This window comes from Ensifer sp. M14, assembly GCF_003355565.1.
Classification (GTDB): domain Bacteria; phylum Pseudomonadota; class Alphaproteobacteria; order Rhizobiales; family Rhizobiaceae; genus Ensifer.
The window spans coordinates 3,267,938-3,294,706 of the sequence record NZ_QJNR01000004.1 but is presented as its reverse complement, the minus strand read 5'-3'; the positions used below and the strand labels follow the sequence as shown (position 1 = coordinate 3,294,706).

The window sequence follows — 26,769 nt, the reverse complement described above, 5'->3', positions numbered from 1 at the left end:
ACCAGAGTTTCGATCACTGAGAAAGAGGCGGATAACCACGTTTTCGTGCGTTGGACGTGATGCCACCTGATTTGCGTATGTCTTGGCGACGTTTGCCTTTTTTCCTGCGAAATCCTATCTGAACGTAGCCGCGACGAATAGGAGAATGCTTCATATGACCTTTGGTTCAAGAGCGCTTGCAACGCTCGTTCTTGCTGTCTCACTGTCTTGTCCGGCAATCGCCCAGGACACCAAAACCGTGCCGCAATCGCGCACGGAGATGCAGCTTTCCTTCTCGCCGCTCGTTAAGCAGACGGCGAATGCAGTGGTCAATGTCTATGCCGAGCGCGTGGTCGAGCGCCGATCGATCTTCTCTGGCGATCCCTTCTTCGAGGAGTTCTTCGGGCAGCGCATGCCGAACCGCAGCGAGAAGCAGTCGTCGCTCGGCTCCGGGGTGATCGTCGGCAAGAACGGCATCGTCGTCACCAACAATCACGTCATCGAAGGTGCCGACGACATCAAGGTGGCGCTGGCGGACGGCCGCGAATATCCGTGCAAGATCGTGCTCAAGGATGATCGCCTCGATCTCGCGGTGCTGAAGATCCAGTCCGATGGGCCGTTCGACGTCATTCCGATTGGCGATTCCGATGCGGTTGAGGTCGGCGACATCGTGCTGGCGATCGGCAATCCCTTCGGCGTCGGCCAGACCGTAACCAGCGGCATCGTTTCGGCGCTTGCCCGCAATCAGGTGTCGTCGGGCGACTTCGGTTTCTTCATCCAGACGGACGCCGCCATCAACCCCGGCAATTCCGGCGGCGGCCTGATCGACATGAACGGCGCGTTGATCGGCATCAATACCGCAATTTTCTCGAAGGGCGGCGGTTCGAACGGCGTCGGCTTTGCCATTCCGGCCAATCTGGTGAAGGTTTTCGTCGCATCCGCCGAGGGTGGCAACGGCTCGTTCGTGCGTCCGTTCATCGGCGCGTCTTTCGAGCCTGTGACATCGGAGGTCGCAGAAGCGCTCGGGCTCCATCGTGCGCGTGGTGCGCTCGTGACCGCCGTTGTCACTGGTGGACCGGCGGCCTCGGCCGGGATCAAGCCGGGGCAGGTGATCACCGCCGTCAATGGTATCGCCGTCGAACATCCCGATGCTCTTGGCTATCGCTTGACCACCGTCGGCATCGGCCATGAGGCGCGGGTCACGGTTTCGGAAAACGGCAAGCCGCACGATGTCAGCCTGAAGCTCGACCGCGCGCCCGAGACGTCGCCTCGCGATGAGCGTCTGATCGAAGGCCGCAATCCGTTTGCCGGTGCGGTCGTTGCCAATCTGTCGCCGCGACTGGCCGAGGAACTGCGCCTGTCGACCTCGTTGCAGGGTGTCGTCGTTACCGAGATCAACCGCGGCTCGCCCGCCGCACGCATCGGCCTGGCGCCGAAGGATATCATCCGGTCCGTCAACGGGGCTGCGATAGACAGTTCGAAGACGCTGGAAAGCGTGATGGCTGACGGTGCCTCCTTCTGGCGTGTTGAAATTGAGCGTGACGGCCAGATCATTCGTCAGTTCTTCCGATGAGTGACCTCTTCTCCTCCTCGGAACCGCCGGAAATGACCTCGGCAAGGCCGCTTGCCGATCGTCTGCGTCCACGCACGCTGTCCGAAGTCACCGGCCAGGAGCATCTGACGGGTGAGGACGGCGTGCTGACGCGCATGATCGCATCGGGTTCGCTCGGATCGATGATCTTCTGGGGGCCTCCCGGTACCGGCAAGACGACGGTCGCGCGATTGCTGTCAGGCGAGGCAGGTCTGGCTTTCGAACAGATCTCGGCAATCTTTTCCGGTGTCGCCGACCTCAAGAAGGTTTTCGAGTCGGCGCGGGCACGGCGGATGTCGGGCCGGCAGACCTTGCTTTTCGTCGACGAGATCCATCGTTTCAACCGTGCCCAGCAGGATAGCTTCCTGCCTGTCATGGAAGACGGCACGGTCATCCTGGTGGGAGCGACGACGGAAAATCCATCCTTCGAGCTCAACGCCGCTCTCCTGTCGCGCGCCCGCGTGCTGACCTTCAAGCCGCATGGTGAAGAGAGCCTGCAGGAGTTGCTGAAGCGCGCGGAGGAAACGGAAGGCAAGCCGCTTCCGCTCGACGCGGACGCCCGTGCAAGCCTGATCCGTATGGCTGATGGCGACGGTAGGGCATCGCTGACATTGGCCGAAGAAGTCTGGCGCGCCGCGCGCCGCGACGAAATCTTCGACGTCGAAGCGCTGCAGCGGATCGTGCAGCGGCGAGCGCCCGTCTACGACAAGGGCCAGGACGGCCACTACAATCTGATCTCGGCTCTGCACAAATCGGTGCGCGGCTCCGACCCGGACGCAGCACTCTATTATCTCTGCCGGATGTTCGATGCCGGCGAGGACCCGCTATATCTTGGAAGGCGCCTCGTTCGCATGGCGGTGGAGGATATCGGCCTTGCAGATCCCCAGGCGCTGGCGATCTGCAATGCCGCCAAGGACGCGTACGACTATCTTGGCTCGCCGGAAGGGGAGCTGGCGCTGGCTCAGGCCTGTGTCTATCTCGCGACAGCGCCGAAATCGAATGGCGTTTACATGGCCTATAAGGCCGCCATGCGGGCGGCCAAGGAAAACGGTTCTCTGCTGCCACCGAAGCATATTCTCAACGCGCCGACCAAGCTGATGAAGGGCGAGGGTTACGGCGACGGTTACCGCTACGACCACGACGAGCCGGATGCCTTCTCTGGGCAGGACTATTTCCCGGAAAAGATGGGGCGCAGGACCTTCTACGATCCGCCCGAGCGCGGCTTCGAGCGCGAGATCCGCAAACGATTGGAATGGTGGGCAAAGCTGCGTCGGGAGCGAAGCTAACAGACAACGGCGACCCGGTCTAAGACGGAATCCTGGAAGCGTTCCATCTCCGTTCCCAAGTATCTCTAGGCCGAAAACCGCTTCAACTTTGGAAATACCCAAGCATTGCCGGTCGTGCAGGGCTGGTTTGCCGCGGCATATCTTGCCGTCGGCCGCGAACCGTGAGATAGAAACCGCGTTGCAGACGGCTGCACGGTATTGGATACCGAACATCCGCGGGGACGGCCTCGCTCCACTCTCAAGGAGTTTGAAATGGCCTGGTTAATCCTCTTTCTTGCCGGCATCCTCGAAATCGGCTGGGCAATCGGTCTCAAATACACTGAAGGCTTTACGCGGTTGGTGCCGACGGTCCTGACCGCCGGTTCGATGGTCGTCAGCATCACCTTGCTTGGCCTTGCTGTCAGAACCCTGCCGCTCGGCACGGCCTATGCGGTCTGGACCGGTATCGGCACCGTCGGTACCGTCATCCTCGGCATCGTTCTTTTTGCCGAACCGGCAACGTTCGTCCGCCTCGGCTGCATCGCGCTGATCGTTACCGGTATTGCCGGCCTGAAGCTTGCCGCCTAACGCCTAACGCCTAACGCTACGTTAGGTATCTGTCGTAACCGCAACGATGCTTTTGTATTCCGACGCGCTGCTATCGCAGCGCGTCGAGAACGGCTGCCGCCGCCTGCATCTCCTGCCAGCGCAGTTCGCGGCGCTTGAACGCTTCCTCGTCCGTGCCCCAATGCTCGATCTGCCAATCCTCGTCGACATGGGCAGCCGTCCAGGCCTGTTCGGCCGTCAGACGGCCGGATGCGAACGCGACTGCGAGCAGGGCGGAGCCGGTCAATGTCGTGATCGTGTGCACGCAAGTCAGGCCCAGCGGCGTTGCAAAGGCACGCAGGCCCTCGGCATAGGCGGTGATCGCCTCTTCAGGCTGTTCCTGGTGGATGACACCCTCGGCCAGAATGAAGCGAGCGCCAAGCGACTGGGCGGCCCATTCGAGCACCGGATTCCAGACGACGTTCTGCCGTTCGACGAGCCCTTCCGGACTGGACGCGCGGTAGCAGATCAGGTCGGTTCCGGCAAACCGCAAGATGTCCTCGAAAACCGAGCGCTGGTCCTTCGCCACGCCGTCGAGCGCCGTGTTGGCGATCCGGGTAACCGGCATCTTGGCGGGGTCGATGACCTCGGCCTGTGCGTCCCATTCGGCCGCCAGCATTGCGGCAAGCTTCAGCGTCGGGACAGCAAGCGGATTCTTCGCAGGCGTGCGCACCGGCCGGCCGTCGAGCAGGACGCTGTGGCCGCCGTCTTCTGCTGCGCCGATGCTGACTTCCTTGTAGAAGCGCTTGGGCAGCGGCTTCAGCATCTGGATCTGCGCGCGCCGGACCGGGTCCTCGTGGCTGAGCGCACCGATGAGTTCATCGCGAATATCAGGCATGATAGTGTTCCATCCACTCAATGATGTCGGCCGGTGTACGGGCAATGTAGTCGGCTCCCGCCTCGACGAGGTCGGGCACGCTGGCATAGCCCCATGCAACGCCGATGGCGGCAGCGCCGGCGGCCTTTGCCATCTGCATATCATAAATAGCGTCGCCGATGACGACGGTATCGCGCGGATCGATCCCGGCTTCAGAGCAGCATTCCGTCACCATGGCCGGATGCGGCTTCGAAGGGCAGTCGTCAGCGGTGCGCGACACGAAGAACATCCTGTCGAAGCCGTGGGTCTCCGCAATATGTGTCAGGCCGCGGCGCGATTTGCCGGTGACCGCACCGATAATCAGCTCGTCACGACCGGAAAGCGTCTGCATCATCTGGGCGATGCCCGGAAACAGAAGCTCCTGAAAGCCGGTTTCGCCGCGCACGCCGGCAAAAATTGCCTTGTAGTGCGCCGTCATTGCCAGCGCCTGGTCGTCCACATGGCCGCGTCCGAGCAGGCGGGCAATGGCGATATCGAGCGTCAGGCCGATGATGCCCTTGGTCGCCGACAGTTCGGGTCGATCGAGACCGAAGGCTTCGAAGGTTCGTGCCATCACTTCATGGATGAGACCGCCGCTGTCGACCAGCGTGCCGTCGCAATCGAAAAGCGCCAGTTTCATCAGTCGTCCTCGCCAGGCTCGTTCTCTTCGAAGCCAAGCAGGTTCCAGCTCTGGACCATGTGCGGGGGCAGCGGCGCGGTCACCCGCAGGCGGCCGCCGTCCGGATGCGGAATGTCGATGTGGCGCGCGTGCAGATGCAGACGGTTCTGCATGCCGCCGGGCAGGCTCCAGTTGATATCGGCGTCGAAATACTTGGGATCGCCGAGGATCGGATGACCGATGTGGAGCGCATGCACGCGCAACTGATGGGTACGGCCGGTATAGGGCTCCATCTCGAGCCAGGCGAGGTTCTGTGCGGCCTGCTCGCGAATGCGGTAGTAGGAAATGGCGTGGTCGGCGCCGTCCTCGCCGTGCTTGGCGATGCGCATGCGGTCGCCATCCGGCGTCTGTTCCTTGACCAGCCAGGTCGAGATGCGGTCTTCCCGCTTGCGCGGCACGCCCTTGACCAGTGCCCAGTAGGTCTTCTTGGTGTCGCGCTCGCGGAAGGCAGCCGTCAGCTTCTGCGCCGCGCCACGTGTACGCGCAATAACGAGTACACCGGACGTGTCGCGGTCGAGGCGGTGCACCAGACGGGGCTTCTCGCCGCGCTGGTTGGTCCAGGCCTCGAGCATCTTGTCGATGTGGCGGTTGACGCCGGATCCACCCTGAACTGCCAGACCGGCCGGCTTGTTCAGCACGATGACCTTGGCGTCCTCATGCAGCACCATGCGCGACAGCAGCTCCCCGTCGGGCGAGTGGCGAAGGTCGCGCCCGGCAATCGGGCCCGTCTTCACTTCTTTCGCATCGACGTTAAGGGGAGGGATGCGGACCGTCTGGCCCGGCTGCAGGCGCGTGTCGGATTTGACGCGGCCGCCATCGACACGGATCTGGCCCGAGCGCAGCAGCTTCTGCAGCGGACCGAAACCCAGCCCGGGAAAATGTACCTTGAACCAGCGATCGAGGCGCATGCCTGCCTCGTCACCGTCCACCTGCTTGTGTTCTATGCCTGCCATCTCAGCGAACCTGCTTCCTGTTCTTTAGAGGCAGCCTTTAGACCATTGCGCGCATCAGGGCCAGCCCGGCAAAGACCGCCAGGATCGAAAGCACGACGCTTGCCGCGATATAGCTGACGGCAAGTGCGGCATCGCCACGTTCAAACAGCGTGATCGTATCCAGCGAGAAGGCGGAAAAGGTAGTGTAGCCGCCGAGCACGCCGGTGATCAGAAACAGCCGCATCTCCGCCGAAGCGCCGAACTTGCGCATGATCAGTTCGGCCAGCAGGCCGATGAGGAAGGAACCTGTGATGTTGACGCCGAGGGTTCCCCAGGGAAAGCCCGGCCCCCAACGGTGAAGCGTCCAGAGGCCAACGAGATAACGCGCCATCGATCCGATGGCGCCGCCGGCGCCGACAAGCAGAAGATTGGACATTGGATGCTCCCGCTGTTCTCTCGGGTTCAGGCCAGCCGCTCGGCGTGCCATTTCAGGTGATCGTCCATGAAGGTCGAGATGAAGTAATAGGAATGATCGTAGCGCTCGTGCATGCGCAGCGTCAGCTCTATACCAGTACCCTTGATCGCCTCTTCAAAAAGCCACGGCCGCAGGCCGTTATCGAGGAAGCTGTCGGCCTTGCCCTGGTCGATGAGGAACTGCGGGAAACGAGCGCCGTCCCTGGCGAGCGCGCAGGCATCGTATTGCCGCCAGGCGGCCTTGTCCTCGCCGAGATACTTTTCGAAGGCGCCAATGGACCAGTCGGCCGTCGACGGTTCGACGATCGGTGCAAATGCCGAGCAACTGCGGAAACGGTCCGGATTCTTGAGCGCAATGGTCATTGCGCCGTGACCGCCCATCGAATGGCCGAAAATGCCCTGCCGGCTCATGTCGATGCGGAAGTGCTGGCTGACGAAGGCCGGCAGTTCCTCGGTGATGTAGCTGTACATCTGATAGTGTTCGGCCCATGGCGTCTGCGTGGCATCGAGATAGAAACCGGCACCCTTGCCCATCTGCCAGTTTGTAAGTTCGTCCGGAACCTCCGTCCCACGCGGGCTGGTGTCGGGGCAAACGACGATCAGGCCCAGTTCGGCCGCCATGCGGCGGTATTCGCCCTTTTCCATAACGTTGGCATGAGTGCACGTAAGGCCGGAGAGATACCAGACCACCGGCCGCGGCTCCTTGATCGCCTGCGGCGGCACGAAGACGGCGAACGTCATCTCGCCCTTGCAGGCCTCGGACTCGTGCGAGAAGACGCCTTGCATGCCGCCAAACGCGGTGTTTTGGGAGAGAACTTTCATCAAATGCTCCTGGGATATCGTGAGGTCAGCTTGCGAGCTGCACGGCCGCGTTGACCGCGGCGGCAACAAGTACGGTGTTGAAGAAGAAGGAAACGATGGCGTGCATCAGGTTGATGCACCGCATCGCCGTGGTGGTGATGGCGACATCCGACGTCTGGGCGGTCATGCCGATCACGAAGGAAAAATATAGGAAATCATAACCGCCGGGTTCCGGCGTCTCGGGAAAATCGAGCCCGCGCTGCGGGGCAGGGGTTTGCCCGCTGTCGTCGGGGACCCAGTAGACATGGGCATAGTGCATCGCCGCCATCACGTGGATGGTTGCCCAGCCCAAAACGACGGAGGCAAAGGCCAGCCCCAATTCGAGCGTCGGCCCCGTGCCTTCTCCGTTGAGCGCGAAGAACAGGGCGGCAAGCGAGGTCGCGGCCGCCCCGAAGGTAACCATGAAAATCACCGCTTCAGGCTCGTCGGTGTTTCGCGCATGCGTCTTGAGATGTTTGCCCGTCATCATCCGCAGCCGTCGGGCGCTCATGATGAGGTAGACGCAGAAGAAGGTGACGGCTGAGACTTCGAGACTGTAGCGCGGCGCGGCGAACCACATGATCCCTAGGCTGACAAGGGCACATGGAAGCGCGGTGTAGAACGGCCAGTGCCTGAGCCTTGTCGTCGCTGTCATCGGAATGCCCCTGCGATCGGGCGCAAATTGGCGCCGCGCTTCACTTTTTCGTCTGGCGCGCGAGTCGGTCAAGTGTCTCGAGGAAGGTCGAACGGTCGCGTTGCGTGAAGGCCGCGTTGTAACCCTTGCTTTCGCCGGTCTCACGCAGGTGCTGACCGAGGTCGCGCATGGCGGAGGCCATGCCGATATTGCTCTTGTCGAAGACGCGTCCGGACGGGCCGGTGACAAAGGCGCCGGCGGCGACGCAACGAACGGCGAGCGGCACGTCGGCTGTCACGACGATATCGCCCTCATGCGCCCTTTCGGCGATCCAGTCGTCGGCAGCGTCGAAGCTCGCCGAAACGATGACGTTGTGGACCATCGGGTCGCGCGACGGACGCAGGCCCGAATTGGCGACGAAGGTCACCTCGAAGCCGTGGCGCTCGGCCACCTTCAGCACTTCCGCCTTCACCGGGCAGGCATCGGCATCGACATAGATCATCTTGAATCAACTTCTCAACGGGATTGAAAAAGCGCCGGAATACAATCGATTCCGGCGCCTTCCTGAATCGGATTACTAAGCAATTCCAGGAAAAGTGCGAAACGGTTTTCCGTCCGGAATTGCTCAGTTGGCGCTTAGTAGAGAACGACTGAGCGGATGCTTTCGCCGGAATGCATCAGCTCAAAACCCTTGTTGATGTCTTCGAGCGGCATGGTGTGGGTGATCATCGGATCGATCTCGATCTTGCCCTCCATGTACCAGTCGACGATCTTCGGCACATCGGTGCGGCCGCGTGCGCCACCAAAGGCGGTGCCCATCCAACTGCGGCCGGTGACGAGCTGGAACGGACGGGTGGAGATTTCCTGGCCGGCGCCGGCAACGCCGATGACGACCGACTTGCCCCAGCCGCGATGCGACGCCTCGAGCGCCTGACGCATCACCTTGGTGTTGCCCGTGCAATCGAACGTATAGTCGGCGCCGCCGATCTGGTCGGCACCACGCTTCGTCATGTTGACGAGGTAAGGCACGATGTCGTCGCCCACTTCCTTCGGGTTGACGAAATGGGTCATGCCGAAGCGCTCGCCCCAGGCCTTCTTGTCGTTGTTGAGATCGACGCCGATGATCATGTCGGCACCGGCAAGACGCAGGCCCTGGATGACGTTGAGGCCGATGCCTCCGAGACCGAAGACGATCGCGGTCGCGCCCATCTCGACCTTGGCGGTGTTGATCACGGCGCCGATGCCGGTGGTCACACCACAGCCGATGTAGCAGATCTTGTCGAACGGCGCGTCTGGGTTGACCTTGGCGACCGCGATCTCCGGCAGCACGGTGTAATTGGCGAAGGTGGAGCAGCCCATATAGTGATGGATCTTGTCCTTGCCGATCGAGAAGCGCGAGGTGCCATCCGGCATCAGGCCCTGGCCCTGGGTCGAACGGATCGCGGTGCAGAGGTTGGTCTTGCGCGACAGACACGACGGGCAGGAGCGGCATTCCGGCGTATAGAGCGGAATGACGTGATCGCCCTTCTTCACCGAAGTGACGCCCGGGCCGACATCGACGACGATGCCGGCACCCTCGTGGCCGAGGATTGCCGGGAACAGACCTTCGGGATCCGCGCCGGAAAGCGTGAAATCGTCGGTGTGGCAGATACCGGTGGCCTTGACTTCGATCAGCACTTCTCCGGCCCGCGGGCCTTCGAGTTGAACGGTCATCACTTCCAGCGGCTTGCCTGCCTGAACGGCGACGGCGGCGCGTACATCCATCTATTTTCTCCCTTGGATTAACAATGACTTCGGGCGGCATCGGCGCAGCGGCCAATGTCGCCCGTTGGAATCGGCAATGTACTAACGAACAGTCTGTTGGACGCGATTGAGTTCCATCTCAAGAGCGGCAATCGCCTTGCCGGTCTGTTCGTGCAATTTCTTGACGAGCGCAAGCTGCTCGCGAAGGCTTTCGCCAGAAGCGGTCTTCGTCTCGTCATCAGGCGCGCGACCCATGCCGGCGATCAGCCAGGCGGGCGTGACGCCAAGCACACCAGCCAGCATGAACAGACGGTTGGTGCGTGGCTCCGCGCGGTCGCGCTCCCAGGCGGCGACTGTTTCCACCCGGACGCCGAGCTGATCGGCGAGATCCTTGGTCGAAAGATTGGCTGCGTCACGTGCGCGCCAGATGCGTCCGCCCAGCGTATCTCCGTCGCCGGGGTCGCGCAGGCGGGCAATCATCGTTTCGGTGGACAAGCGCATGGATATCTCCTTTGCCACGGTCGCGTTCAAAGGTCCCGGTTTCTGATCGGAGAAGTGAGAGAGCTTCTCCTCCGGGGCGGAAGATGAAGTGAGGTTATAGGCATTCGGCCCGCAGGCGACCACCCCGGAGCGGCAAAAACACGGTCAAAAGCGGCTCGGGCGACGAAATACGCTCTTTCGTGTCGTACTCGCACGCGTTGAAAAGTGCAGCGAACGTTCTAAGGTGCCGCATCCATATTGGAACAAGCCCATGACCGCGCCTGCATCGACAACCACCATTCCTCAAAACACGGTGATGCAGGGCGTCGCCATCATGCTTTTTGCCATGGTGATCCTGCCGGGCATGGATGTGATCGCCAAGTACATGGCTGTCGTCGAAGGCATGTCACCGGCGCAGGTCACGTTCTATCGATTCTTCTTCCAGCTTGTCGCGACGCTGCCCTTGCTCATTGCGCTTCGCGGCGTGCGGGCGCTGCGTCCGAAGCGGCTCTGGCTCAATCTGTTGCGTGGCGTGCTGCTGGCGGCCGCTGCACTGTTCTTTTTCATCTCGGTGAAATACATGCCACTCGCGGACGTATTCGCGATCTATTTCGTCGAGCCCTTCATTCTGACCTGCCTGTCTGCGCTGATCCTGCGCGAAAAGGTCGACTGGCGCCGTTGGCTCGCGATCGCCATCGGTTTTGCCGGCGCGATGATCGTCATACAGCCGAGTTTCGCGGCCTTCGGCGCGACATCGCTGCTGCCGGTCGCCTGCGCCACAGTCTTTGCGTTCTATCTGCTTTTGAATCGCGCGGTGGGAACGGCCGACAGCCCGCTGACAATGCAGACGATCGCCGGCATCGGCGGAACGCTGTTCATGGTGGGCGTGATTGCTGTCGGTGACGGTTTGGGCGTGGCAGACTTCGAGCCGTCCCTGCCGAAGACATCGCTCGGCTGGGTGCTCGTCATTATCCTCGGCTCGCTCTCGGGCTATGGCCACCTTCTGGTGGTCAAAGCCTTCCAGGCTGCACCCGTTTCCCTGCTGGCGCCCTTTGCTTATTTCGAGATCGTCACCGCGACGGCGCTCGGCTATCTCATTTTCGGCGACTTCCCGTCGCTCTCGAAATGGCTGGGCATCGCGATCATCGTCGTATCAGGGCTGTTCATGATCTGGCGCGAGCGCCAGGCCGGCGGTCGATCCATCGAAGCGACGTGATACGAGCCGCCCTACAGCAAGGCTAGATTCAGGATTCGTCGTTGCGGGTCGGACCGAACACGGTCTCGAACGCCTCGCGCACACGCACGTCCACATCCGGCATCATCACCGGCAGGCCGAGGTCGACCAGGCTGGTCACGCCATAGCCGCGGATGCCGCAGGGCACGATGCCGCCGAAATGATCGAGATCCGGATCGACGTTGAGTGAAAAGCCGTGAAAGCTCACCCAGCGGCGCAGGCGAATGCCGATCGCCGCGATCTTGTCTTCGGCCATCGATCCGTCGGGAAGCGATGGCTTCTCCGGCCGGCGCACCCAGACGCCGACGCGATCTTCGCGGCGCTCGCCCCTCACGTTCATCGAATCGAGCGACGAGATGATGACGCTCTCGAGCGCGGCGACGAAGGCGCGCACGTCCTGCCTGCGGCGCTTGAGATCCAGCATCACGTAGACCACCCGCTGGCCCGGCCCGTGATAGGTGTACTCCCCCCCGCGGCCGGTCGCAAACACCGGGAAGCGGTCGGGCATGACAAGGTCGGCCGCATCGGCGCTGGTGCCTGCAGTATAAAGTGGCGGATGCTCCACCAGCCAGACGAGTTCGTCAGCGGCGCCGGCGGCAATTGCAGCCGCTTCGCGCTCCATTGTCTCGACTGCCTGTGGATAATCGACGAGGTGAGGGGCAATTCGCCAGCGAACCGGGGGTGATTCCGGGGGGGCGAACATGTCCTGGCTCAGATTTTCGCGCTGCATTTCCGTCTGCGTTCCTGTTTTTACGCCCTGTACATGGGACGGCACGCGACAAGAGTCCAGCGTTTGCAGGGTTTCGCGAGGAGGCTGTTGAAATAGTTTCTTTTCCCGTCAAATTTCTGTCGTCATGCCCTTGTGCACCCCAGGGGCTTTTGCTACATGCAGCCCCGCCGGAGCAATTCGGCGCCTACCACGATGCGGTCGTGGCGGAATTGGTAGACGCGCAGCGTTGAGGTCGCTGTGGGGCAACCCGTGGAAGTTCGAGTCTTCTCGACCGCACCAAAGAAAACCTGCTTCGGCAGGTTTTTTTGTTTTTATCCCTATGCTTAGCTTTGTCTGTGTGACGTATCAGTACCCCGTGTGGGATCGGATCTATCCGCTCCAGGGGGCCTTCCGGGGTCAATTCGTCGTGAGTACATGCGCCTGAACGGGTTGCTCCAGGCCTTTCAGTGAAAGCCGCCTGGTCTCGGACGCGCTCAGGAAATCCGGCACCTGCGCAGCCGTCTCGGCTGACACGAGGATCTCACCGGCGGCAGCGTGAGATTCGAGTCTTGCGGCGAGATTGACGGTGCCGCCGATCGCGGTGAAATCGCTGCGGAAGCTTGAAAACTCACCAATCTCGACATCGCCTGTATGTATGCCGACACCAACACCGAGCCGGTGGTCGCTTGATTCCTTCAGATCGGAATTCAGGCCGTAGAGTGCATCGGCGTAATGTCGCTGTATATCCGCCGCCGCCCTGACCGCAGCACGGGCGTGGTCCCTTATCGCGATCGGAAAATTGAAGATCGCCATCAGGCCGTCGCCCATCTGCTTGTTGACGATGCCATCATGCGCCCAGATCGCCTGCGCGCATCGATCATGAAACAGGCTGACAATCTGACTCAGCTCGATCGCCTCTGTTCGCTCGGAAAGGGAGGTGAACCCTCGCATATCGGCAAACAGGATAGTGGCGTGGGCGGTTATGTGGCGCTGCTTCTTGACGTAGCGAAAGGAGCGTTCGCAGATCGTGCAGATATTCGGATTCATCTTGCTTCGGGTGATGCCGAATGCCCGAAAGGGAAGGGCAAACGCCCCGCGGATCGGGATCGGCACGCGCATTTGATCCCAGCAACCCCGGCAGATGCTGCTGCTGTTACGGGTAGGTGGGAGGGAAGAGGCAGTCGTCATATCCTGCGATCTCGCCTGGCCGCGGAGACTTCGGGCGGCACGCGAACAAACATCTAGTATTCAGTCGCTTTTGGCAACTCGAGGTTTGTCTCGGCTGACGATACACGAAATGTCCCGCTATCCGACTGCCAATGCAATGGCTGGCTGACTGCAGCCGATGCCCGCCTTCGCCTTGTTGTTTTCGTGTGATCCATCGATTGGGGCGAGGGAACGACATAGAGACATTATCGAGGCGCTTGCACTTTACGCTCCGCACGGACAGCGCTTCTGGCCGGCCGCTATGCTTGGCACGCTCCGATCACGGTCAGCTTGACTGTTTCTTAATCCAGCCTTCCGAGAATTGGGAATATCGTGCCTCAATCTGTTTCGATGATATGCGCCCTTAAGGGCGTCTTCATCAGGCAGCGAAACTCCTGAACGGGAAGCTGCTGCTACTTGATCGTGCCATCGGGCGAAGCCTGTTGCGTTTGGGCGCCAGCAGTCGGAGCGGCATCATTCGGTGCCAACACGCGATCCTGCTTGTTATCAATGCTGCCGGTCTGTTCCGGTGACGGCTGAACCTGATCGACTGCCGTCGTCCGGTCGTTATCGTTGCTTTCGCCCCAGATCGCCGCGCCACCCCAGACCAGCAGCGCCAGAAACAGGCCGGCTCCGAGGATTGCCAGAACACGCACGCCGAGAGGACCTTGACGGCTTTCGCCCGCCGTGAAGTCCTCCCGGTCGGCGTCATGCGTCGCTGTGATGGGATCGCCCCGTTCATCCAGATATTTTTTCATCGGATGACCTCCGTTGTTGCCATTCTAAATAACGGGATTCGAACGACAATGTTCCACCGTGGGACAAAATCATCCGGGCATCTGGCTGGGAATGCGAGCACCGAAGCGCCAAGTAAGTTGGCGATCCGGTGTGGCATGTCTTTTTAAGAGAGAGCGAGGCTTCAGTTCGACCAGGTATCCGCAACTCTGCGGCGCACGAGCTTGTACGTATGGTCGGGCTGAACTTCGTAGGTCTCGAAGACCATGGTGCCTTGATGCATGAAGCGGTTTTGAATCATCGTGCCTGGCGCGGCGATCGTCTTGCGGGTGGGGCCTGTCTCGCCATAGGTCAAGCTGCCCGGCAGCGGCTCGAGATTGGGCGTTGTGCTGTTGCATCCCGCCAATGCGAGAAGGGTGACGATAGCGACATGCGTCGGTTTCATAGGCTGATCCTTGATTGAAAACCTGAGTTTGAACTTAGTCATGCAGACTTGCGACGGAAAGAGCAGGCTTTGGTGATTGCCTTGCCGCCTGCTTGAACTTGCACGCGAGCGAGTGCCGGTTCAGCTTCGCGCCATTTCCCTTGTGGCCTTCTCGAACCTCTTGACGGCGCGCTCCCGCTTCAGCCGCGACAGGCGCTGCGTCCAGAATATGCCGTTCAGCTGGTCGATTTCGTGCTGGAGGCAAATCGCCATCAGGCCATCCGCATCTTCCTCGACTGCGTTGCCGTCGAGCGTCTGGTACCGGACGCGCACTGTCGCGGGGCGCTCGATGTCCTCGGAAATTCCCGGCATCGAAACGCTTCCCTCGGCATGTCTGACCATGTGGGACGAGCGGGAGACGATCTCGGGATTGACAAAAACGCGGACACCGCTTTCGCGGGTTAGTTCGATCACTGTCAGACGTTGCAGAATCCCGATATGCGGCGCTGTGATGCCGATCCCCGGCGCTGCGCGCATCGTGTCGAGCAGATCGTCAGCAAGAGCCTTTAGGGCGGCGTCGAACCGGTCGACTGTCTGTGCTTCCCGGTTCAGTATAGGATCGGGAAAACGAACAAGGGGGCGGATCGCCATCGGAAGCTCCTGGGCTGCGGCCGCATAGTGCTATCCGATCATCCGGTCGATGTCGACTGTACACGCGCATGTGCGTTTCCTATGTATTTGCAACAGCTTGAATAAATCTGTTACCACACGCGCGACGTTGGCCCTTGTGATGTGGACCTTGGCAAGGCTTTGCGCTAGCAGGGCTCTAAGGCCCATGTCCTTGAGGAGGATGGGGCGACAAAACCGGCAGTGATGTACCCTTTCCCGATCGGCGCATGGCGGCCGGGAAGTTGGCAATCGTTTCGAGGGCGCGCTCATGAGCAATACCGGCGACGACGACCGCGGTTCCGAAGAAATCCCCGTCTATGACGGAGCGGACATCTATGCCGACGACGGTTCGGTGCGTTCCGATTTCCTGATGCATGTCGGCGCCGCGATTGCCGACCGCGACACGATCTATCTGCGCCAGCATGTCGCCGGTCTGCATTCGTCCGAAATGGGCGACTTGCTTGAGGCGATCCAACCGGAACAGCGCCTGGCGCTCGTCTCCCTGCTCGGCAAGGATTTCGACCTTTCGTCTCTGACCGAAGTCGACGAAGCCATCCGTCTCGATATCGTCGAGCACCTGCCTAACGAGCAGATCGCCGAGGCGCTTGGCGAGATGGATTCGGACGATGCCGTCTACATTCTCGAAGACCTCGACCAGGAGGACCAGGACGAGATCCTGGCGAAGCTGCCCTTTACCGAGCGTGTCCGCTTGCGCCGCTCGCTGGACTATCCCGAGAGCACAGCTGGCCGCCGCATGCAGACGGAGTTCGTGGCGGTGCCGCCGTTCTGGACCATCGGCCAGACGATCGACTACATGCGCGAGGACGCGGAGCTTCCGGAAAGCTTTACGCAGATCTTCGTCATCGACCCGACCTTCAAGCTTCTGGGTGCCGTCGATCTCGACAAGGTCCTGCGCTCCAAGCGCTCGATCAAGGTCGACGCCATCATGCGCGATACCAGTCACGCCATTCCGGCTGAAATGGATCAGGAAGAGGCGGCGCAGCTCTTCGAGCAATACGACCTTCTCTCCGCCGCCGTGGTGGACGACAACGGCAGGCTCGTCGGGGTTTTGACCATCGACGATGTCGTCGATGTCATCCAGGAGGAGGCGGAGGAAGACTTGTTGCGTCTGAGTGGCGTTGGTGATGAGGAACTGTCGGACTCTGTTGCCGAGGCATCGCGCTCCCGCGTGCCGTGGCTGTTCGTCAATTCGATGACTGCTTGCATTTCCGCTTCGGTCATTGGCCTTTTCGATGCGACGATCCAGCAGATCGTTGCGCTCGCCATTTTGATGCCGATTGTCGCCGGCATGGGCGGGAATGCCGGCTCGCAGACGATGACCGTGACGGTGCGCGCGCTTGCGACCCGCGGCCTCGATATTCACAACGCGCCGCGAATCATCCGGCGTGAAGCGGGGGTGGGCCTGCTGAACGGCATGATCTTCGGCTCGCTGATCGGCCTTTTGGCCGGCCTCTGGTTCCAGGATCCGAACATCGGCGGTATTATTGCCACCGCGATGCTCATCAACATGATGGCCGCGGCCCTTGCCGGCATCATGGTTCCGCTGCTTCTGGAGCGTTTTGGCGCCGACCCCGCGGTGTCTTCGGCCGTGTTCGTGACAGCGATTACCGATATCACCGGCTTCTCGAGTTTTCTCGGCATTGCCACTTGGTGGTTTCACGTCACGTGACATCGCCGGTTGTTTGACTTTTACGTCAAGGTCAACGATAGTGATGGTCAAGAAATCATGGAATGGCAGCGTGAATAAGTACTATAGCATTACCGAATTGACGCGGGAATTCGGCATTTCGACCCGAACGCTGCGGTTCTATGAGGACGAGGGCCTCATCCATCCGGAGCGCCGCGGCCGAACCCGCATGTTTCGACCCGCCGACCGTCGGCTGATCCAGGAGATTCTCCGGGGACGACGAATCGGTTTTACGATCGCCGAAATCCGCGAGATCATTCAGGTTTACAAGGATCCGCCGGGCGAACTCGGTCAGTTGCAACTGCTGATGAGCCGCGTCGAGGCCAAGCGCGAAGAACTGCGCCAGAAGCGCAAGGATATCGAGGATACGCTGACCGAACTCGACAATGTTGAGGAGGCGTGTTTGACGCGTCTCGCCGAGATTGGCGTCGGGACCTGATCGCGACCTGGTCAACGCATAAAGAACAAAAGGGTGGCTTTGGCCGCCTTTTTTGCTGTCTGCGAGGAGCTGTGGATCAGATCCAGCGGCTCGTATGCCGGCAGTAGCGCTCGAACTCGAAGCCGAAGCGTGAAAGCAGATGCCGTTCTTCGTTGCGGATGGCAAAGATCGTCGTCAACATCACGGCTGCAACCGCCATCACGAAGAACCATGGATTGAGCGTGATCAGGCCGAAGCCGATCATCATCAGCGTGTAGCCGAGATAGATCGGGTTGCGGGTGAAGCGAAACGGTCCGTAAGTAACGAGGCACGTGGCGCATCGGTGCGGAAGCACAGCGGTATGGCGATCCAGCAGCGTCTTGACGGCCCAGAGGTCGAGCCAGATTGCCGCGGCGACAAGGATACTGCCGGAAATCCACGGCACCCAGCCGTGGCCGTTGGCGACCGGGATAGGCGAGTATCGCGCAAGTAGCAAGGCTGCAAGGGTGGCGGTCCCGTAGAGCAGGGCCGGCCATGGGAAACTCAGCGGCTTGGCACGATAGGCATTCATGTCCTAGTCCCCTGATTGCACGTCCATTGTGCATTGACCGGCGATTCGCGCAATGCGTTCATCCGTGTTCACGTTGATCTTTCCCCTGTTCAGGTCGTCAAACAGGTTCTGCTCCACCAGCTTGTCGAGGGTACATCCGCAGAAGGCGTCGCAGGGCACGGCCGGATTGCCCCGGCTGCAGGCTTCGACGCAATTGGTGCGGTAGGCTTGCTTGGGATCCGGCAGTGTCGGTGGCGAGACCAGCGAGAAGAGGAAGACCAATCCGATGAGCAGCGGCTGGTGGAGGAGGTATATGGCCAGACTGTGACGCCCCCCGAAGGCCAATGCTTTCGTCCACAGGCGCGTCCTTTCGTCGTCGACCGGGCGCTTTGAAAGGGCTGTCACGAGACGCGCATGCACCAGTTTTGCGGTGCCGAGGCCAATCAGGAAGGGTCCGAGCCACGGCAGCAGCGGCACGTAGTCGTTCGAGCGAGGGATCGTTTCGGAAAGGCCGACCCACCAGAGATAGGGGGCGTCGAAGATCGCAGACCGCAAATAGAGGGGGGCAGCGAAGGCGGCAGCCGCAGCTACGAACGAAACAATCGCCGGAAGGGGCAGGAAAAGAAGACCGATGAGGCTTGCCGCCGCAATCGAATGCAGGATGCCGAAGAATATGAAGGTGTTGGGGAAGGCAAACCAGGTCGCAATACTGATGATCGCGGCCGCTCCTGCAATCTTGGCGAACCGGCGCATGAAGGCATCGAACCGGATCTTCGGCCGTTGCCCGAGCACGAGGCTGTAGCCAGCCAGAAACAGGAAGCTGCTGGCAATCAGCCGTGCAAACATCTTCCACCCGCCGGTGCCGGCGGTCCCGGCAGCGACATAGCCGAAGAACTCCAGATCCCAGACGAAATGGTAGAGCGCCATGGCCACCAGCGCCAGGCCGCGCAGCACATCGATAAAGACGAGCCGGCGTTGGCTGCCGGTCGTCGGCTGCGGTTCAACGGGTGAGGTCATGTTGGTATTGGACATGGTGTTCGCCATCCTGTTGGCGCGAATGAGAGTGGCAGGCCTGGCTTGCGCCAGACCGCCTTGATTGCTGAGGAAAGACAAAATGCGGCAGAAAGCCCGTTCGGCGATATCCGCGGTTTACCGGGCCAGCTGCTAGCGGGCGGCTTCCTGCAGCAGGGCTGCCCGCGCCTCGGAGAAGAATTGCCGGCGTGTCAGAACAAAGACGACGAAGATTGTCAGGCCGACGAAGGCGTAGGGACTGATAAACCAGCCGAGATAGCCGATCGACAGGAAGATCGCCCTGAGGCCGGCATTGAAGTGCTTGGCGGCAAGCACGTTCATGCGGACGGCGCGTTCGGCTGCAATCTCGGCCGCGTGCCGGTCCCGGATCATGTCTGCCGTCATCGGTATGCCGCCCATCAGGATCGAACAGTAGTTGAACAGGCGATACGACCAGCCGAACTTGAAGAAGGAATAGCCGAAGAGGCAGGTGAGCCCGGCGACCTTCAGCTCGAAGGCCGTCCGTCCGCCGTGGAACACATAGGGCATGTCGGCGAAGATCATCTGCGCCTGCTCGGTCGCACCCAGGAGAGCGAAGCAGCCACCGAGCGCAAAGATCGTCGTCGAAGCGAAGAACGCGGTGCCCGCCTGCAGCCCGGCAATGATCTGGGTGTCGATCATCTTCAGGTCGCGGTTGAGCGAGTTGCGAATCCACCGGCCACGATGGTCGTTCATCAGCCGTGTGAGACTGATGCGTTTGAAGCCGCGCGTGCCGTCTGTCGCCCAGCTGAAGCCGGCCCACAGCAGGATGAACACGGCAAGTGCTATGTAATCTTCGAAGGTCATACACGTGTTTTTGGCATGGCTTTTGGAAATTGCAAGGCCGGCGCGCCTGTGGAGAATCGGCCGTGCATCAACTAGTGTGATGAAATTGCGGCGGAATTTCTTCCGACAAAAATACGAGAACTCCAGCGTTTGGTGCGTTGGCCGGAGCGCCGAAACGGCCGTGACACCTTTCCGCCATATTTGACCGTTGCGTCTTTACACTTTCTTCAGTATGCATTGCGCCATGCGCGGGCCCTTGATGTGTGGCCCGCAGCCGTTGAGAGTTTTTCGGAGACATCATGGACAATACAATACAGAAGTCTTGCTGGGGCGTGACTGCTCGCGCCGTAGCCGGTTTCGCTGGCGTTCTTGTTCTTGCTTATCTTTTCGGCGGTCTTTGATACCCAAAAGTCCTCTGATTGACAGCGCGGCTTCGAAAAAGCCGCGCTGTTTTGATTCCGGGCGATCGTATCGCCATAGCGCGGAGACTGCTGAGCCTTTCCCCGGCCGGATGTCGCACCAACGGGATCGAATGTCGGTTGATCGCCTGATCGACAGGGATAGGATGGCTTAGGGTTTGATCCTATATCTAACGTGAGGGTACTGCTTCGGTCCTGAGGAGAGATCGAGGTTTGTATCGACTGTGCAATCATGCATATGACGGCATCCGGCGATCGGCCGGGCGGCATATGTTCAGGCTCCGGGCAGGCAATTCATGTTTCTTTCCGTCTTCGACGTCTTCAAGATCGGCATTGGTCCTTCGAGTTCGCATACGATGGGGCCGATGTCGGCTGCCAATCGCTTTCTCGAGCTCATCCTGTCCGATGAATGGCCGCGGCCTTCGCATGCGTCCGTCGCTGCCATCAAGGTGAGCCTGCACGGCTCGCTCGCCCATACCGGCATCGGCCACGGTTCGGGCAGGGCGATTGTGCTCGGGCTTGTCGGCGAGCGTCCCGATCGAGTCGATCCCGACCGTATGGACGCGCTGATCGACGAGGTGGAACGCACCGGCCGCATCACACCACCAGGTCATCCGTCTTACGAGTTTCAGCCGAAGACCGATCTTGTGTTCGACAAGAAGGTGCCCTTGCCGGGACACGCCAACGGCATGTCCTTCTCGGCCTTTGACAAGGACGGCCGCCTTTTGCTCAAGCGCATCTACTATTCGATCGGTGGCGGTTTTGTCGTGACCGACACGGAACTCGAAGCCATGCGCGCTTCGAAGAACAAGCCTGCCGGCGTCAAAGTGCCGTTCCCCTTCAGTAGCGCCGTGGAAATGCTCGAGATGGCCGCCCGCTCCGGCATGACGATCGCGCAGATGAAGCGGGCAAACGAAGAATGCACCATGTCGCCTCAGGAGCTGAATGACGGCCTCGATCGCATCTGGGGCGCGATGAGCAACTGCATCGATCGTGGGCTCAGCCAGGACGGTATCATGCCCGGCGGCCTCAAGGTGCGTCGTCGCGCCCGATCCATTCATGACAAGCTGCAGGAAGAGTGGCGCTCCAACAAGATCAATCCGCTGCTCGCCAACGACTGGCTGAGCGTCTACGCCATGGCGGTCAATGAAGAAAATGCAGCCGGTGGCCGCGTGGTGACGTCGCCGACGAACGGTGCTGCCGGCGTCGTTCCGGCGACCATTCGCTACTACATGCATTTCCATGACGATGCCGACCAGGACGGCATTCGCGACTATCTGCTGACCGCTGCCGCCATCGGCGGCATCATCAAGCACAATGCCTCGATTTCCGGAGCCGAAGTCGGTTGTCAGGGCGAGGTGGGCTCTGCCTCGGCGATGGCGGCGGCGGGACTTGCCGCTGTTATGGGCGGTACGCCCGAGCAGATCGAGAACGCAGCGGAAATCGCGCTCGAGCATCACCTCGGCATGACCTGCGATCCGGTCGCAGGCCTGGTGCAGGTGCCGTGCATCGAGCGCAACGCGCTCGGCGCGGTCAAGGCAGTGACCGCTGCGTCCCTGGCACTCAAGGGTGATGGCCAGCATTTCGTGCCGCTCGATGCCTGTATCGAAACCATGCGCCAGACCGGCGTCGATATGAACGAGAAATACAAGGAAACCTCGACCGGCGGCCTGGCGGTCAATGTGGTGGAATGTTGAGCGTTGTATGAACGATTGTGGACGACGTTGCGCAATTCGCTTGACCGTGACGGCCGGACGGGTGTTCAAAAACAGCCATGTCTCTGCATCTCATAAAGCTCTGCGTCGGGGCGGAATCGATCGAGGATCTGCGCGAATGGGTTTCGCGCAAGGCCCTGACTGCGATTGCCGCCGGCCTTGAACCGCATTCCTACCATACCACCCGCATGGTCCCGAAACGCATGGACGAGTTGCTGGAAGGCGGCTCGCTCTATTGGGTCATCAAGGGTCAGGTCCAAGCGCGCCAGCCGCTGATCGGCATTGAAACCTTCACCGACGGTGAGGGGATCGGTCGCTGCAATCTGCTGCTCGGCCCTGAAGTCGTCGAGACCGAGCTGCAGCCGCGCCGGGCTTTCCAGGGCTGGCGCTACCTCAAGGTCGACGAGGCGCCCCGAGATCTGGCGTCGCTTTCCGGTGGCGGAGCCGAATTGCCGCTTGAGCTGCGGCGCGAACTTGCGGAGCTCGGTCTGCTCTAAGAGCCTTTCCAGGAAAAATGCGAAGCGATTTTCCGTCAGGAAAGGCGGAGAGGCAACGCAAGAGTGCCCCTTAATGGCGCCGGTTGAGGCGGTTACTTCGGCCCAACGAAAAAGGCGGCCGAAGCCGCCTTTCAATCTCAGTCTGTTCAGAGAATGCGCATCTTCAGCGGCTGGCGACGGCCGGGTGCCGTCACGTGAAGATGAATGCCCGCGCGTGGCTGCGTCGAGCGCCAGGCTCTTGCACCATGCGTCAGCAGCATGCCCACCAGATCCTTGGTCTTCGCCTTCGGACGATTGAGACCGAGATCTGCAATGCGCATCGCTGCCTCATGCAGCGGATGCAGATTGATGCGCGACGGTTTGGCCCGCCGCCCCGGCAAGGGAGTAACACCCGGAACATTCTCGTTCATTGCCATAACTAACCTCGTACGCTTTACAAAACCGAGGAGGGCGTCCGGACAAATACAAACCGGACGCCGAAACTAAGTACCCGTCTACTGCTGGGCAGCCCAACAGGAAATGCCTTTCTTCTTCAACGTCTTGCATGCGTTGATCGCCGCATTCTGGTCATCGAAGCCGCCAAAGCGGGCGCGGTAGACCTGGGCGCCGCCGTTGCTGAAGGCGACCGTAAAGGGCGTTGCCTTGCTCAGCGCCTTGCCACCCTTGTCCTTGGCGTTGCCAAGCAAGGTCATGGCCTGGTCCTTGTCCGGCGTCGCGCCGATCTGGATGACCCAACCCTGAGGTTGCGGAACAGGCTGCGGTTCGGCTTCGGCCGCAACCGGCTCGCGCTTGGGAACGGAATTTGTGATCTGAGCGTCGACCATGCCGGCGGAAACGGGCTGGCGCGATAGCTTGATGCTCTGGGCGTCGAGCGTATTGGGAACGATCTTCGGTGAAAGGACCGGGTTTTCCGAAGCGCGCTTGGTGCCGGCATAGGCCATCTGCACACTGTTGGTGTTTTCGCCATTGTAGCGCACGGCCGGAACCGGTCCGGTGTTCGGCAGGTCGAGGCCAGCTGCGGCTGCAACCGGGCTGGCAACCGGCGTTTCCGTGACCTGCGCGACAGCGATCGGTTCTTCGGCAACCGGTGCAACCGGCGTCGGTGCGGTTTCGGCAATCAGGTTGCCCCCGCCGCGGCGCGATGCTGCCGGCATGTACTTTGCCACGAGGCGTCGCATCTGGGCGTCGCGGCTGGCGCCCGACGTGCCGCCCATGACGACGGCGACGATGCTGCGGCCTTCGAGCTGAGCTGAGGTCACCAGATTGAATCCGGAAGCGCGGGTGTAGCCGGTCTTGATGCCATCGACGCCGCGCACATTGCCGAGCAGGCGGTTATGATTGCCGATCGTCTGCTTGCCGAAGCGGAAGCTGCGGGTTGAGAAATAATCGTAATATTGCGGAAAATGCTGGCGGAGCGCGAGGCCAAGGCGCGCCTGATCGCGCGCCGTGGTGCGTTGCTCCGTGTTCGGCAGGCCGTTGGCGTTGCGATAGGTGGTGCGCGTCATGCCGAGCGCCCGTGCCTTGTTGGTCATCATGCGGGCAAAACGCTGCTCCGAGCCACCCAGCAACTCACCGAGCGCCGTCGAGGCGTCGTTGGCGGAACGGGTGACGAGCGACAGGATCGCCTGCTCGACCGTGATCGATTGCCCCGCACGCACGCCCAGTTTCGAGGGCGGTTCGGCAGACGCGTTCTTGGAGAAGGGAACGGGCGTCGACTTGCTGATCCGGCCGGCTTCGAGTGCCTCGAACGCCAGATAAAGCGTCATCATCTTGGTCAGCGACGCCGGGTAGCGCAATTCGTCGGCATCCTCGCCGTAAAGCACCTTGCCGGTTTTCGCGTCGACGACGATGCCCGAATATTTCGGATTGGCCAAAGCGGGCGCTGCGAAGGCAACCGACGCAACGGTGCCCGCAAGGACGATCCGTCCTACCATCTTTGAAAAAGCGCCGAACGGGCGTTTCGCGAGATCAAGAAAACCTGATTGGGACACTACGCTACTCTTCATTCTCATGTCATGGGTGTTGTCCGGACGCCGCCTCCGGGAACGACCGTTCCTGAGACAGTATCGGCATAGCGTTACCAATCGGTTTATGATGAATGATTGGTTTCCGGGATCGGGCGCATTTGTACAGGGGCGATACCGGTGTAGCGCAATGGTGCGGCGCACATGCCAGCACCACACCACTTGGACGAAATCAGGGCACGAGATGGCTTTTCACGAAGCCATCCACAGCGTTGTCGATTTCGCGCCATTGCGGCAGCAGATTACGAGAGAAGCGGTAAAGGACGACCAGGTCCTTGCCAACATGAATGTCGCGCTGGCAGTCCGCACTCGTGGAGGTCTCGTTGGCGCCGGGCTCCAGGCAGCGCACGACATAGGCCGGCTCCTTCTCTCGTTCCGCAGTGAAGAAGGCCTCGCCGGCATAACTCGATGCCGCTTTGACGCCGTGTCGCGTCAACCCGCCGGGACCGGAGCTTGCCGTCCCGTCGAAAACCTGGGTGTAGATGGGCTCAAGCCGGCCGGACATGTCGCGCGACATGGTGCTCTGCGAAATCTGCAGGAAGATCAGGGCCTCGGGACGGTTGACGTCATTGAAGAGGTGGCGGTTGTCATCGCTGTAGCCTTCGAGCTCAGGCCAGGCCAGGTAGAGATCGACGCGTTCGGCGATCGAAGTCGCGCGCTGGTTTTCAAAGCGAATGACGTTAGCAGGCAGCCGCAGGTGATCTTGCCCGATGAAGATATCGTAGGGCGTGAGGCTCGACGTGTGCCCGGCAAGCGCGAGGTTTTCGCCGAACCAGCGGCCGGTCAGAGAAAGCGCCGCGGTTGTCGCGGCAAGCAACGCAAAGAGTGCGGCAATTTTGTAGACGAGGCGTCCTGAAAGAAGCGGGCTGAGTTCCGGCTCCGAATTCCCTTTGGAAGAGGTGCTCATCGATGGGGCGTCCCGTCGCGGTTGCCGCGCGAAATGTGGCGGTTCAGCCGCTGGTCGTCGGTCGGTGGCGGCAATGGATCCTGGCAGGGTTTACTTGCTCGACGCTGGTCGAAGATGGTTAATTTTCGATGAAGCCGACGTCGGTTCCGGCGGCGCCAACGCGACCTTGCTTCGGCCGGGTCACCCACGAACGAAAAAGGCCGGTTCCGAGGGACAGCGGAACCGGCCAGGGCCTGGTCTGAAACGGGGATGGGACTGACCGAAGCCCGGTAAGCGGAGGGTGGCGCGGGCAATCACCCACCGCGCCACAATTTGTCTGCGGGCGGTTACTGGGTGCGGACGCTACCGACGGCGACCGTGCGGCCATCCTGAAGCTTGACCCAGCGGCCGGCATGTTCCGTCGACTGCCGCTTGAGGTAGGTGTATTCGGTATCCGACCACAGCAGCACCTTGTTGCGCATGTTGTCGAGGATGAAGTCGCCGCGATCGGTGCGTACGGTCAGGACCGCGTGGCCATCGCCATTCGGCTGAAGGACGACGGTGATCAAGAGGTCGGAGGCGGAGAAACCGCTCTCGATCAGTTTGCGGCGCTTCAAGAGCACGTAGTCTTCACAGTCGCCGACGCTGTCCGGGTAGGACCACTTTTCTTCGACGCCGTGGATTTCCATGTCGGTCATCGGCGTAATCGCCTGGTTGACGTCGAAGTTGACCTCGAGAATTTTCTGCCAGCCTTCACGCGTCAGGACCATTGGGCCGCGATCGGCTCCGTTCGAGCGGCATTCGCCCGGATTGATCTTGCAGAATTCATAGTGGCCGATCGGCGGATTGGTCGAGCCGGTCACGGCCATGTTTGCCGGTAGGGCCATTGCGCCTTCGATCAGGCTGCCGGTGAAAAGTGCGGCGACAGCGATCATCTTGGTGATTGTCTTGAGCATGATTGTCTCCCCGTTGTGGTGAGACAATGTCACGGACACTTTTATCGCTCGCGAATATACGAGGTAAAACAAAGTACAAATGAAACTCGTATCAGAATAAAATAAGAATAGATTTTTAGATGTATTTAAATTGAATTTGATTCAATTTTTATCGATCTTGAAACTGCGTCGATCCCGAAAGCAGAATTTGTTAAGCATCCAAATGGTTGCGGGGGCGGCATTTTTCGGGCGCGCACGGGCGGAAGGTAGGCTGATATTGAGGCGCGCGAGGGCGGTCGGGGCGCCTGCAAGGCGTAAATTCGCCACTTTGCATTCGGCTCCAATGCTTGAATAGAACGTGAAATCAACGCGGAGAGCGAAAACGGTGAGAAAAAATATTTGAAAAAAGTTGCGCCGAAAATCGGCGAAAAGAGCATGGGATGTGCTGAAATGGAGCAAATGGGCCCAGCTCGACACACGCACGGGTCGATCGTCGATGGTGCCAGGCCCGAATGGCGCCTCGGCCAAAGCGCAGTCCTGCCTCGGACATGTCGATTGCGGGCCGCCGAATACGATGCCGCCGCGGTTGGGCGTTTGAGAAAAAAGCTGGCAATGTCGATGAGGTGACGACCGAGCCTGCCTGACACAGGACACGCAGAAGCGCGCAGCGGTCTTGCGGCAACAACATGCGCAAGAACGCGAGCTCAATGCGCAGTCATCGACGC

30 protein-coding genes and 1 tRNA gene are annotated in these 26,769 nt (G+C 60.7%); 9 read left to right on the top strand and 22 right to left on the bottom strand.

Annotated elements, in window-relative coordinates; all coding sequences use genetic code 11:
• Window positions 1-154: 154 nt before the first annotated feature.
• The 3 genes from BLJAPNOD_RS15965 to sugE all read left to right on the top strand — a co-directional run bounded on the left by BLJAPNOD_RS15965 (window position 155) and on the right by sugE (window position 3,423).
• Window positions 155-1,552, top strand: coding sequence for a DegQ family serine endoprotease (locus BLJAPNOD_RS15965; protein ID WP_115420476.1), 1,398 nt, complete (start codon window positions 155-157; stop codon window positions 1,550-1,552).
• The gene (locus BLJAPNOD_RS15960; protein WP_115420475.1) at window positions 1,549-2,856 is read left to right on the top strand and encodes a replication-associated recombination protein A; all 1,308 of its coding nucleotides are present in this window, start codon (window positions 1,549-1,551) and stop codon (window positions 2,854-2,856) included. Before BLJAPNOD_RS15965 ends, BLJAPNOD_RS15960 begins: the two co-directional genes overlap by 4 nt.
• 252 nt (window positions 2,857-3,108) lie before the next feature.
• A complete protein-coding gene (gene sugE / locus BLJAPNOD_RS15955; RefSeq protein WP_077498413.1) occupies window positions 3,109-3,423 on the top strand; it encodes a quaternary ammonium compound efflux SMR transporter SugE in 315 nt (104 codons plus the stop codon).
• A 70-nt stretch (window positions 3,424-3,493) separates the two neighbouring features.
• Here sugE and BLJAPNOD_RS15950 read toward each other — a convergent pair whose 3' ends face one another.
• From BLJAPNOD_RS15950 to BLJAPNOD_RS15910, 9 genes are all read right to left on the bottom strand, one after another.
• Complete coding sequence (locus tag BLJAPNOD_RS15950) at window positions 3,494-4,279, bottom strand: ATP12 family chaperone protein (protein WP_077498412.1); 786 nt, start codon at window positions 4,277-4,279, stop codon at window positions 3,494-3,496.
• The gene (locus tag BLJAPNOD_RS15945) at window positions 4,272-4,937 is read right to left on the bottom strand and encodes an HAD-IA family hydrolase (RefSeq protein WP_115420474.1); all 666 of its coding nucleotides are present in this window, start codon (window positions 4,935-4,937) and stop codon (window positions 4,272-4,274) included. The genes BLJAPNOD_RS15950 and BLJAPNOD_RS15945 overlap by 8 nt, the downstream gene beginning before the upstream one ends.
• Window positions 4,937-5,929 (bottom strand): RluA family pseudouridine synthase, encoded by a 993-nt coding sequence (locus tag BLJAPNOD_RS15940; RefSeq protein ID WP_077498410.1) that lies wholly within the window; start codon window positions 5,927-5,929, stop codon window positions 4,937-4,939. Before BLJAPNOD_RS15940 ends, BLJAPNOD_RS15945 begins: the two co-directional genes overlap by 1 nt.
• Before the next feature lie 37 nt (window positions 5,930-5,966).
• Entirely contained in the window at window positions 5,967-6,344 is a 378-nt protein-coding gene (gene crcB / locus BLJAPNOD_RS15935) for a fluoride efflux transporter CrcB (protein ID WP_115420473.1), read from the bottom strand.
• A 26-nt stretch (window positions 6,345-6,370) separates the two neighbouring features.
• The gene (gene fghA / locus BLJAPNOD_RS15930) at window positions 6,371-7,204 is read right to left on the bottom strand and encodes an S-formylglutathione hydrolase (protein ID WP_115420472.1); all 834 of its coding nucleotides are present in this window, start codon (window positions 7,202-7,204) and stop codon (window positions 6,371-6,373) included.
• A 25-nt stretch (window positions 7,205-7,229) separates the two neighbouring features.
• On the bottom strand, window positions 7,230-7,877 hold the full coding sequence (locus tag BLJAPNOD_RS15925) for a DUF1345 domain-containing protein (protein WP_115420471.1): 648 nt from the start codon (window positions 7,875-7,877) through the stop codon (window positions 7,230-7,232).
• Between the two features lie 40 nt (window positions 7,878-7,917).
• Complete coding sequence (locus tag BLJAPNOD_RS15920) at window positions 7,918-8,358, bottom strand: YaiI/YqxD family protein (RefSeq protein ID WP_077498406.1); 441 nt, start codon at window positions 8,356-8,358, stop codon at window positions 7,918-7,920.
• Between the two features lie 134 nt (window positions 8,359-8,492).
• Window positions 8,493-9,620, bottom strand: a complete 1,128-nt coding sequence (locus BLJAPNOD_RS15915) for an S-(hydroxymethyl)glutathione dehydrogenase/class III alcohol dehydrogenase (RefSeq protein ID WP_077498405.1) — start codon at window positions 9,618-9,620, stop codon at window positions 8,493-8,495.
• An 81-nt stretch (window positions 9,621-9,701) separates the two neighbouring features.
• Entirely contained in the window at window positions 9,702-10,100 is a 399-nt protein-coding gene (locus tag BLJAPNOD_RS15910) for a helix-turn-helix domain-containing protein (protein WP_077498736.1), read from the bottom strand.
• 250 nt (window positions 10,101-10,350) lie between these two features.
• Here BLJAPNOD_RS15910 and BLJAPNOD_RS15905 point away from each other — a divergent pair, with 250 nt between their 5' ends.
• Window positions 10,351-11,295 (top strand): DMT family transporter, encoded by a 945-nt coding sequence (locus BLJAPNOD_RS15905; protein ID WP_244610952.1) that lies wholly within the window; start codon window positions 10,351-10,353, stop codon window positions 11,293-11,295.
• Between the two features lie 28 nt (window positions 11,296-11,323).
• Here the strand turns inward: BLJAPNOD_RS15905 and lipB are convergent, their stop codons facing one another.
• On the bottom strand, window positions 11,324-12,043 hold the full coding sequence (gene lipB / locus BLJAPNOD_RS15900) for a lipoyl(octanoyl) transferase LipB (RefSeq protein ID WP_115420470.1): 720 nt from the start codon (window positions 12,041-12,043) through the stop codon (window positions 11,324-11,326).
• Window positions 12,044-12,237: 194 nt separating this feature from the next.
• On the opposite strand from lipB, the gene BLJAPNOD_RS15895 reads away from it, so the two are divergent.
• Window positions 12,238-12,322: transfer RNA gene (locus BLJAPNOD_RS15895), tRNA-Leu, on the top strand.
• Window positions 12,323-12,439: 117 nt separating this feature from the next.
• Here BLJAPNOD_RS15895 and BLJAPNOD_RS15890 read toward each other — a convergent pair.
• The 4 genes from BLJAPNOD_RS15890 to BLJAPNOD_RS15875 all read right to left on the bottom strand — a co-directional run bounded on the left by BLJAPNOD_RS15890 (window position 12,440) and on the right by BLJAPNOD_RS15875 (window position 15,038).
• Window positions 12,440-13,210 (bottom strand): adenylate/guanylate cyclase domain-containing protein, encoded by a 771-nt coding sequence (locus BLJAPNOD_RS15890; RefSeq protein ID WP_115420469.1) that lies wholly within the window; start codon window positions 13,208-13,210, stop codon window positions 12,440-12,442.
• A 431-nt stretch (window positions 13,211-13,641) separates the two neighbouring features.
• Window positions 13,642-13,986, bottom strand: coding sequence for a hypothetical protein (locus BLJAPNOD_RS15885; protein ID WP_115420468.1), 345 nt, complete (start codon window positions 13,984-13,986; stop codon window positions 13,642-13,644).
• Window positions 13,987-14,147: 161 nt separating this feature from the next.
• Window positions 14,148-14,408 (bottom strand): hypothetical protein, encoded by a 261-nt coding sequence (locus tag BLJAPNOD_RS15880; RefSeq protein ID WP_077498400.1) that lies wholly within the window; start codon window positions 14,406-14,408, stop codon window positions 14,148-14,150.
• 120 nt (window positions 14,409-14,528) lie between these two features.
• On the bottom strand, window positions 14,529-15,038 hold the full coding sequence (locus BLJAPNOD_RS15875; protein WP_115420467.1) for a peptide deformylase: 510 nt from the start codon (window positions 15,036-15,038) through the stop codon (window positions 14,529-14,531).
• 286 nt (window positions 15,039-15,324) lie between these two features.
• Between BLJAPNOD_RS15875 and mgtE the strand changes: the two genes are divergently transcribed.
• Entirely contained in the window at window positions 15,325-16,746 is a 1,422-nt protein-coding gene (mgtE, locus tag BLJAPNOD_RS15870) for a magnesium transporter (protein ID WP_077498398.1), read from the top strand.
• 70 nt (window positions 16,747-16,816) lie between these two features.
• Entirely contained in the window at window positions 16,817-17,203 is a 387-nt protein-coding gene (locus BLJAPNOD_RS15865; RefSeq protein ID WP_025426710.1) for a MerR family DNA-binding transcriptional regulator, read from the top strand.
• 76 nt (window positions 17,204-17,279) lie between these two features.
• Here the strand turns inward: BLJAPNOD_RS15865 and BLJAPNOD_RS15860 are convergent, their stop codons facing one another.
• From BLJAPNOD_RS15860 to BLJAPNOD_RS15850, 3 genes are all read right to left on the bottom strand, one after another.
• The gene (locus BLJAPNOD_RS15860; protein WP_077498397.1) at window positions 17,280-17,753 is read right to left on the bottom strand and encodes an isoprenylcysteine carboxylmethyltransferase family protein; all 474 of its coding nucleotides are present in this window, start codon (window positions 17,751-17,753) and stop codon (window positions 17,280-17,282) included.
• A 3-nt stretch (window positions 17,754-17,756) separates the two neighbouring features.
• Complete coding sequence (locus BLJAPNOD_RS15855; protein WP_244610951.1) at window positions 17,757-18,764, bottom strand: DUF1624 domain-containing protein; 1,008 nt, start codon at window positions 18,762-18,764, stop codon at window positions 17,757-17,759.
• 132 nt (window positions 18,765-18,896) lie between these two features.
• On the bottom strand, window positions 18,897-19,589 hold the full coding sequence (locus tag BLJAPNOD_RS15850) for a DUF599 domain-containing protein (RefSeq protein ID WP_077498395.1): 693 nt from the start codon (window positions 19,587-19,589) through the stop codon (window positions 18,897-18,899).
• A 694-nt stretch (window positions 19,590-20,283) separates the two neighbouring features.
• Here BLJAPNOD_RS15850 and BLJAPNOD_RS15845 point away from each other — a divergent pair.
• Complete coding sequence (locus BLJAPNOD_RS15845; protein ID WP_115420465.1) at window positions 20,284-21,684, top strand: L-serine ammonia-lyase; 1,401 nt, start codon at window positions 20,284-20,286, stop codon at window positions 21,682-21,684.
• 77 nt (window positions 21,685-21,761) lie between these two features.
• Window positions 21,762-22,199: a DUF1489 family protein gene (locus BLJAPNOD_RS15840; protein ID WP_115420464.1), complete on the top strand. Its 438-nt coding sequence runs from the start codon at window positions 21,762-21,764 to the stop codon at window positions 22,197-22,199.
• Between the two features lie 146 nt (window positions 22,200-22,345).
• Here the strand turns inward: BLJAPNOD_RS15840 and BLJAPNOD_RS15835 are convergent, their stop codons facing one another.
• From BLJAPNOD_RS15835 to BLJAPNOD_RS15815, 5 genes are all read right to left on the bottom strand, one after another.
• Window positions 22,346-22,615: a hypothetical protein gene (locus tag BLJAPNOD_RS15835; RefSeq protein WP_077498392.1), complete on the bottom strand. Its 270-nt coding sequence runs from the start codon at window positions 22,613-22,615 to the stop codon at window positions 22,346-22,348.
• A gap of 78 nt (window positions 22,616-22,693) precedes the next feature.
• Window positions 22,694-24,211 carry an SPOR domain-containing protein gene (locus BLJAPNOD_RS15830; RefSeq protein ID WP_115420463.1) on the bottom strand — a complete coding sequence of 506 codons (1,518 nt, stop codon included), beginning with the start codon at window positions 24,209-24,211 and terminating at the stop codon, window positions 22,694-22,696.
• Between the two features lie 184 nt (window positions 24,212-24,395).
• Window positions 24,396-25,130 (bottom strand): hypothetical protein, encoded by a 735-nt coding sequence (locus BLJAPNOD_RS15825; protein WP_115420462.1) that lies wholly within the window; start codon window positions 25,128-25,130, stop codon window positions 24,396-24,398.
• Window positions 25,131-25,456: 326 nt separating this feature from the next.
• On the bottom strand, window positions 25,457-26,065 hold the full coding sequence (locus tag BLJAPNOD_RS15820; RefSeq protein ID WP_077498389.1) for a transglutaminase-like cysteine peptidase: 609 nt from the start codon (window positions 26,063-26,065) through the stop codon (window positions 25,457-25,459).
• Between the two features lie 141 nt (window positions 26,066-26,206).
• Entirely contained in the window at window positions 26,207-26,572 is a 366-nt protein-coding gene (locus BLJAPNOD_RS15815) for a hypothetical protein (RefSeq protein WP_115420461.1), read from the bottom strand.
• Between the last annotated feature and the right edge of the window lie 197 nt (window positions 26,573-26,769).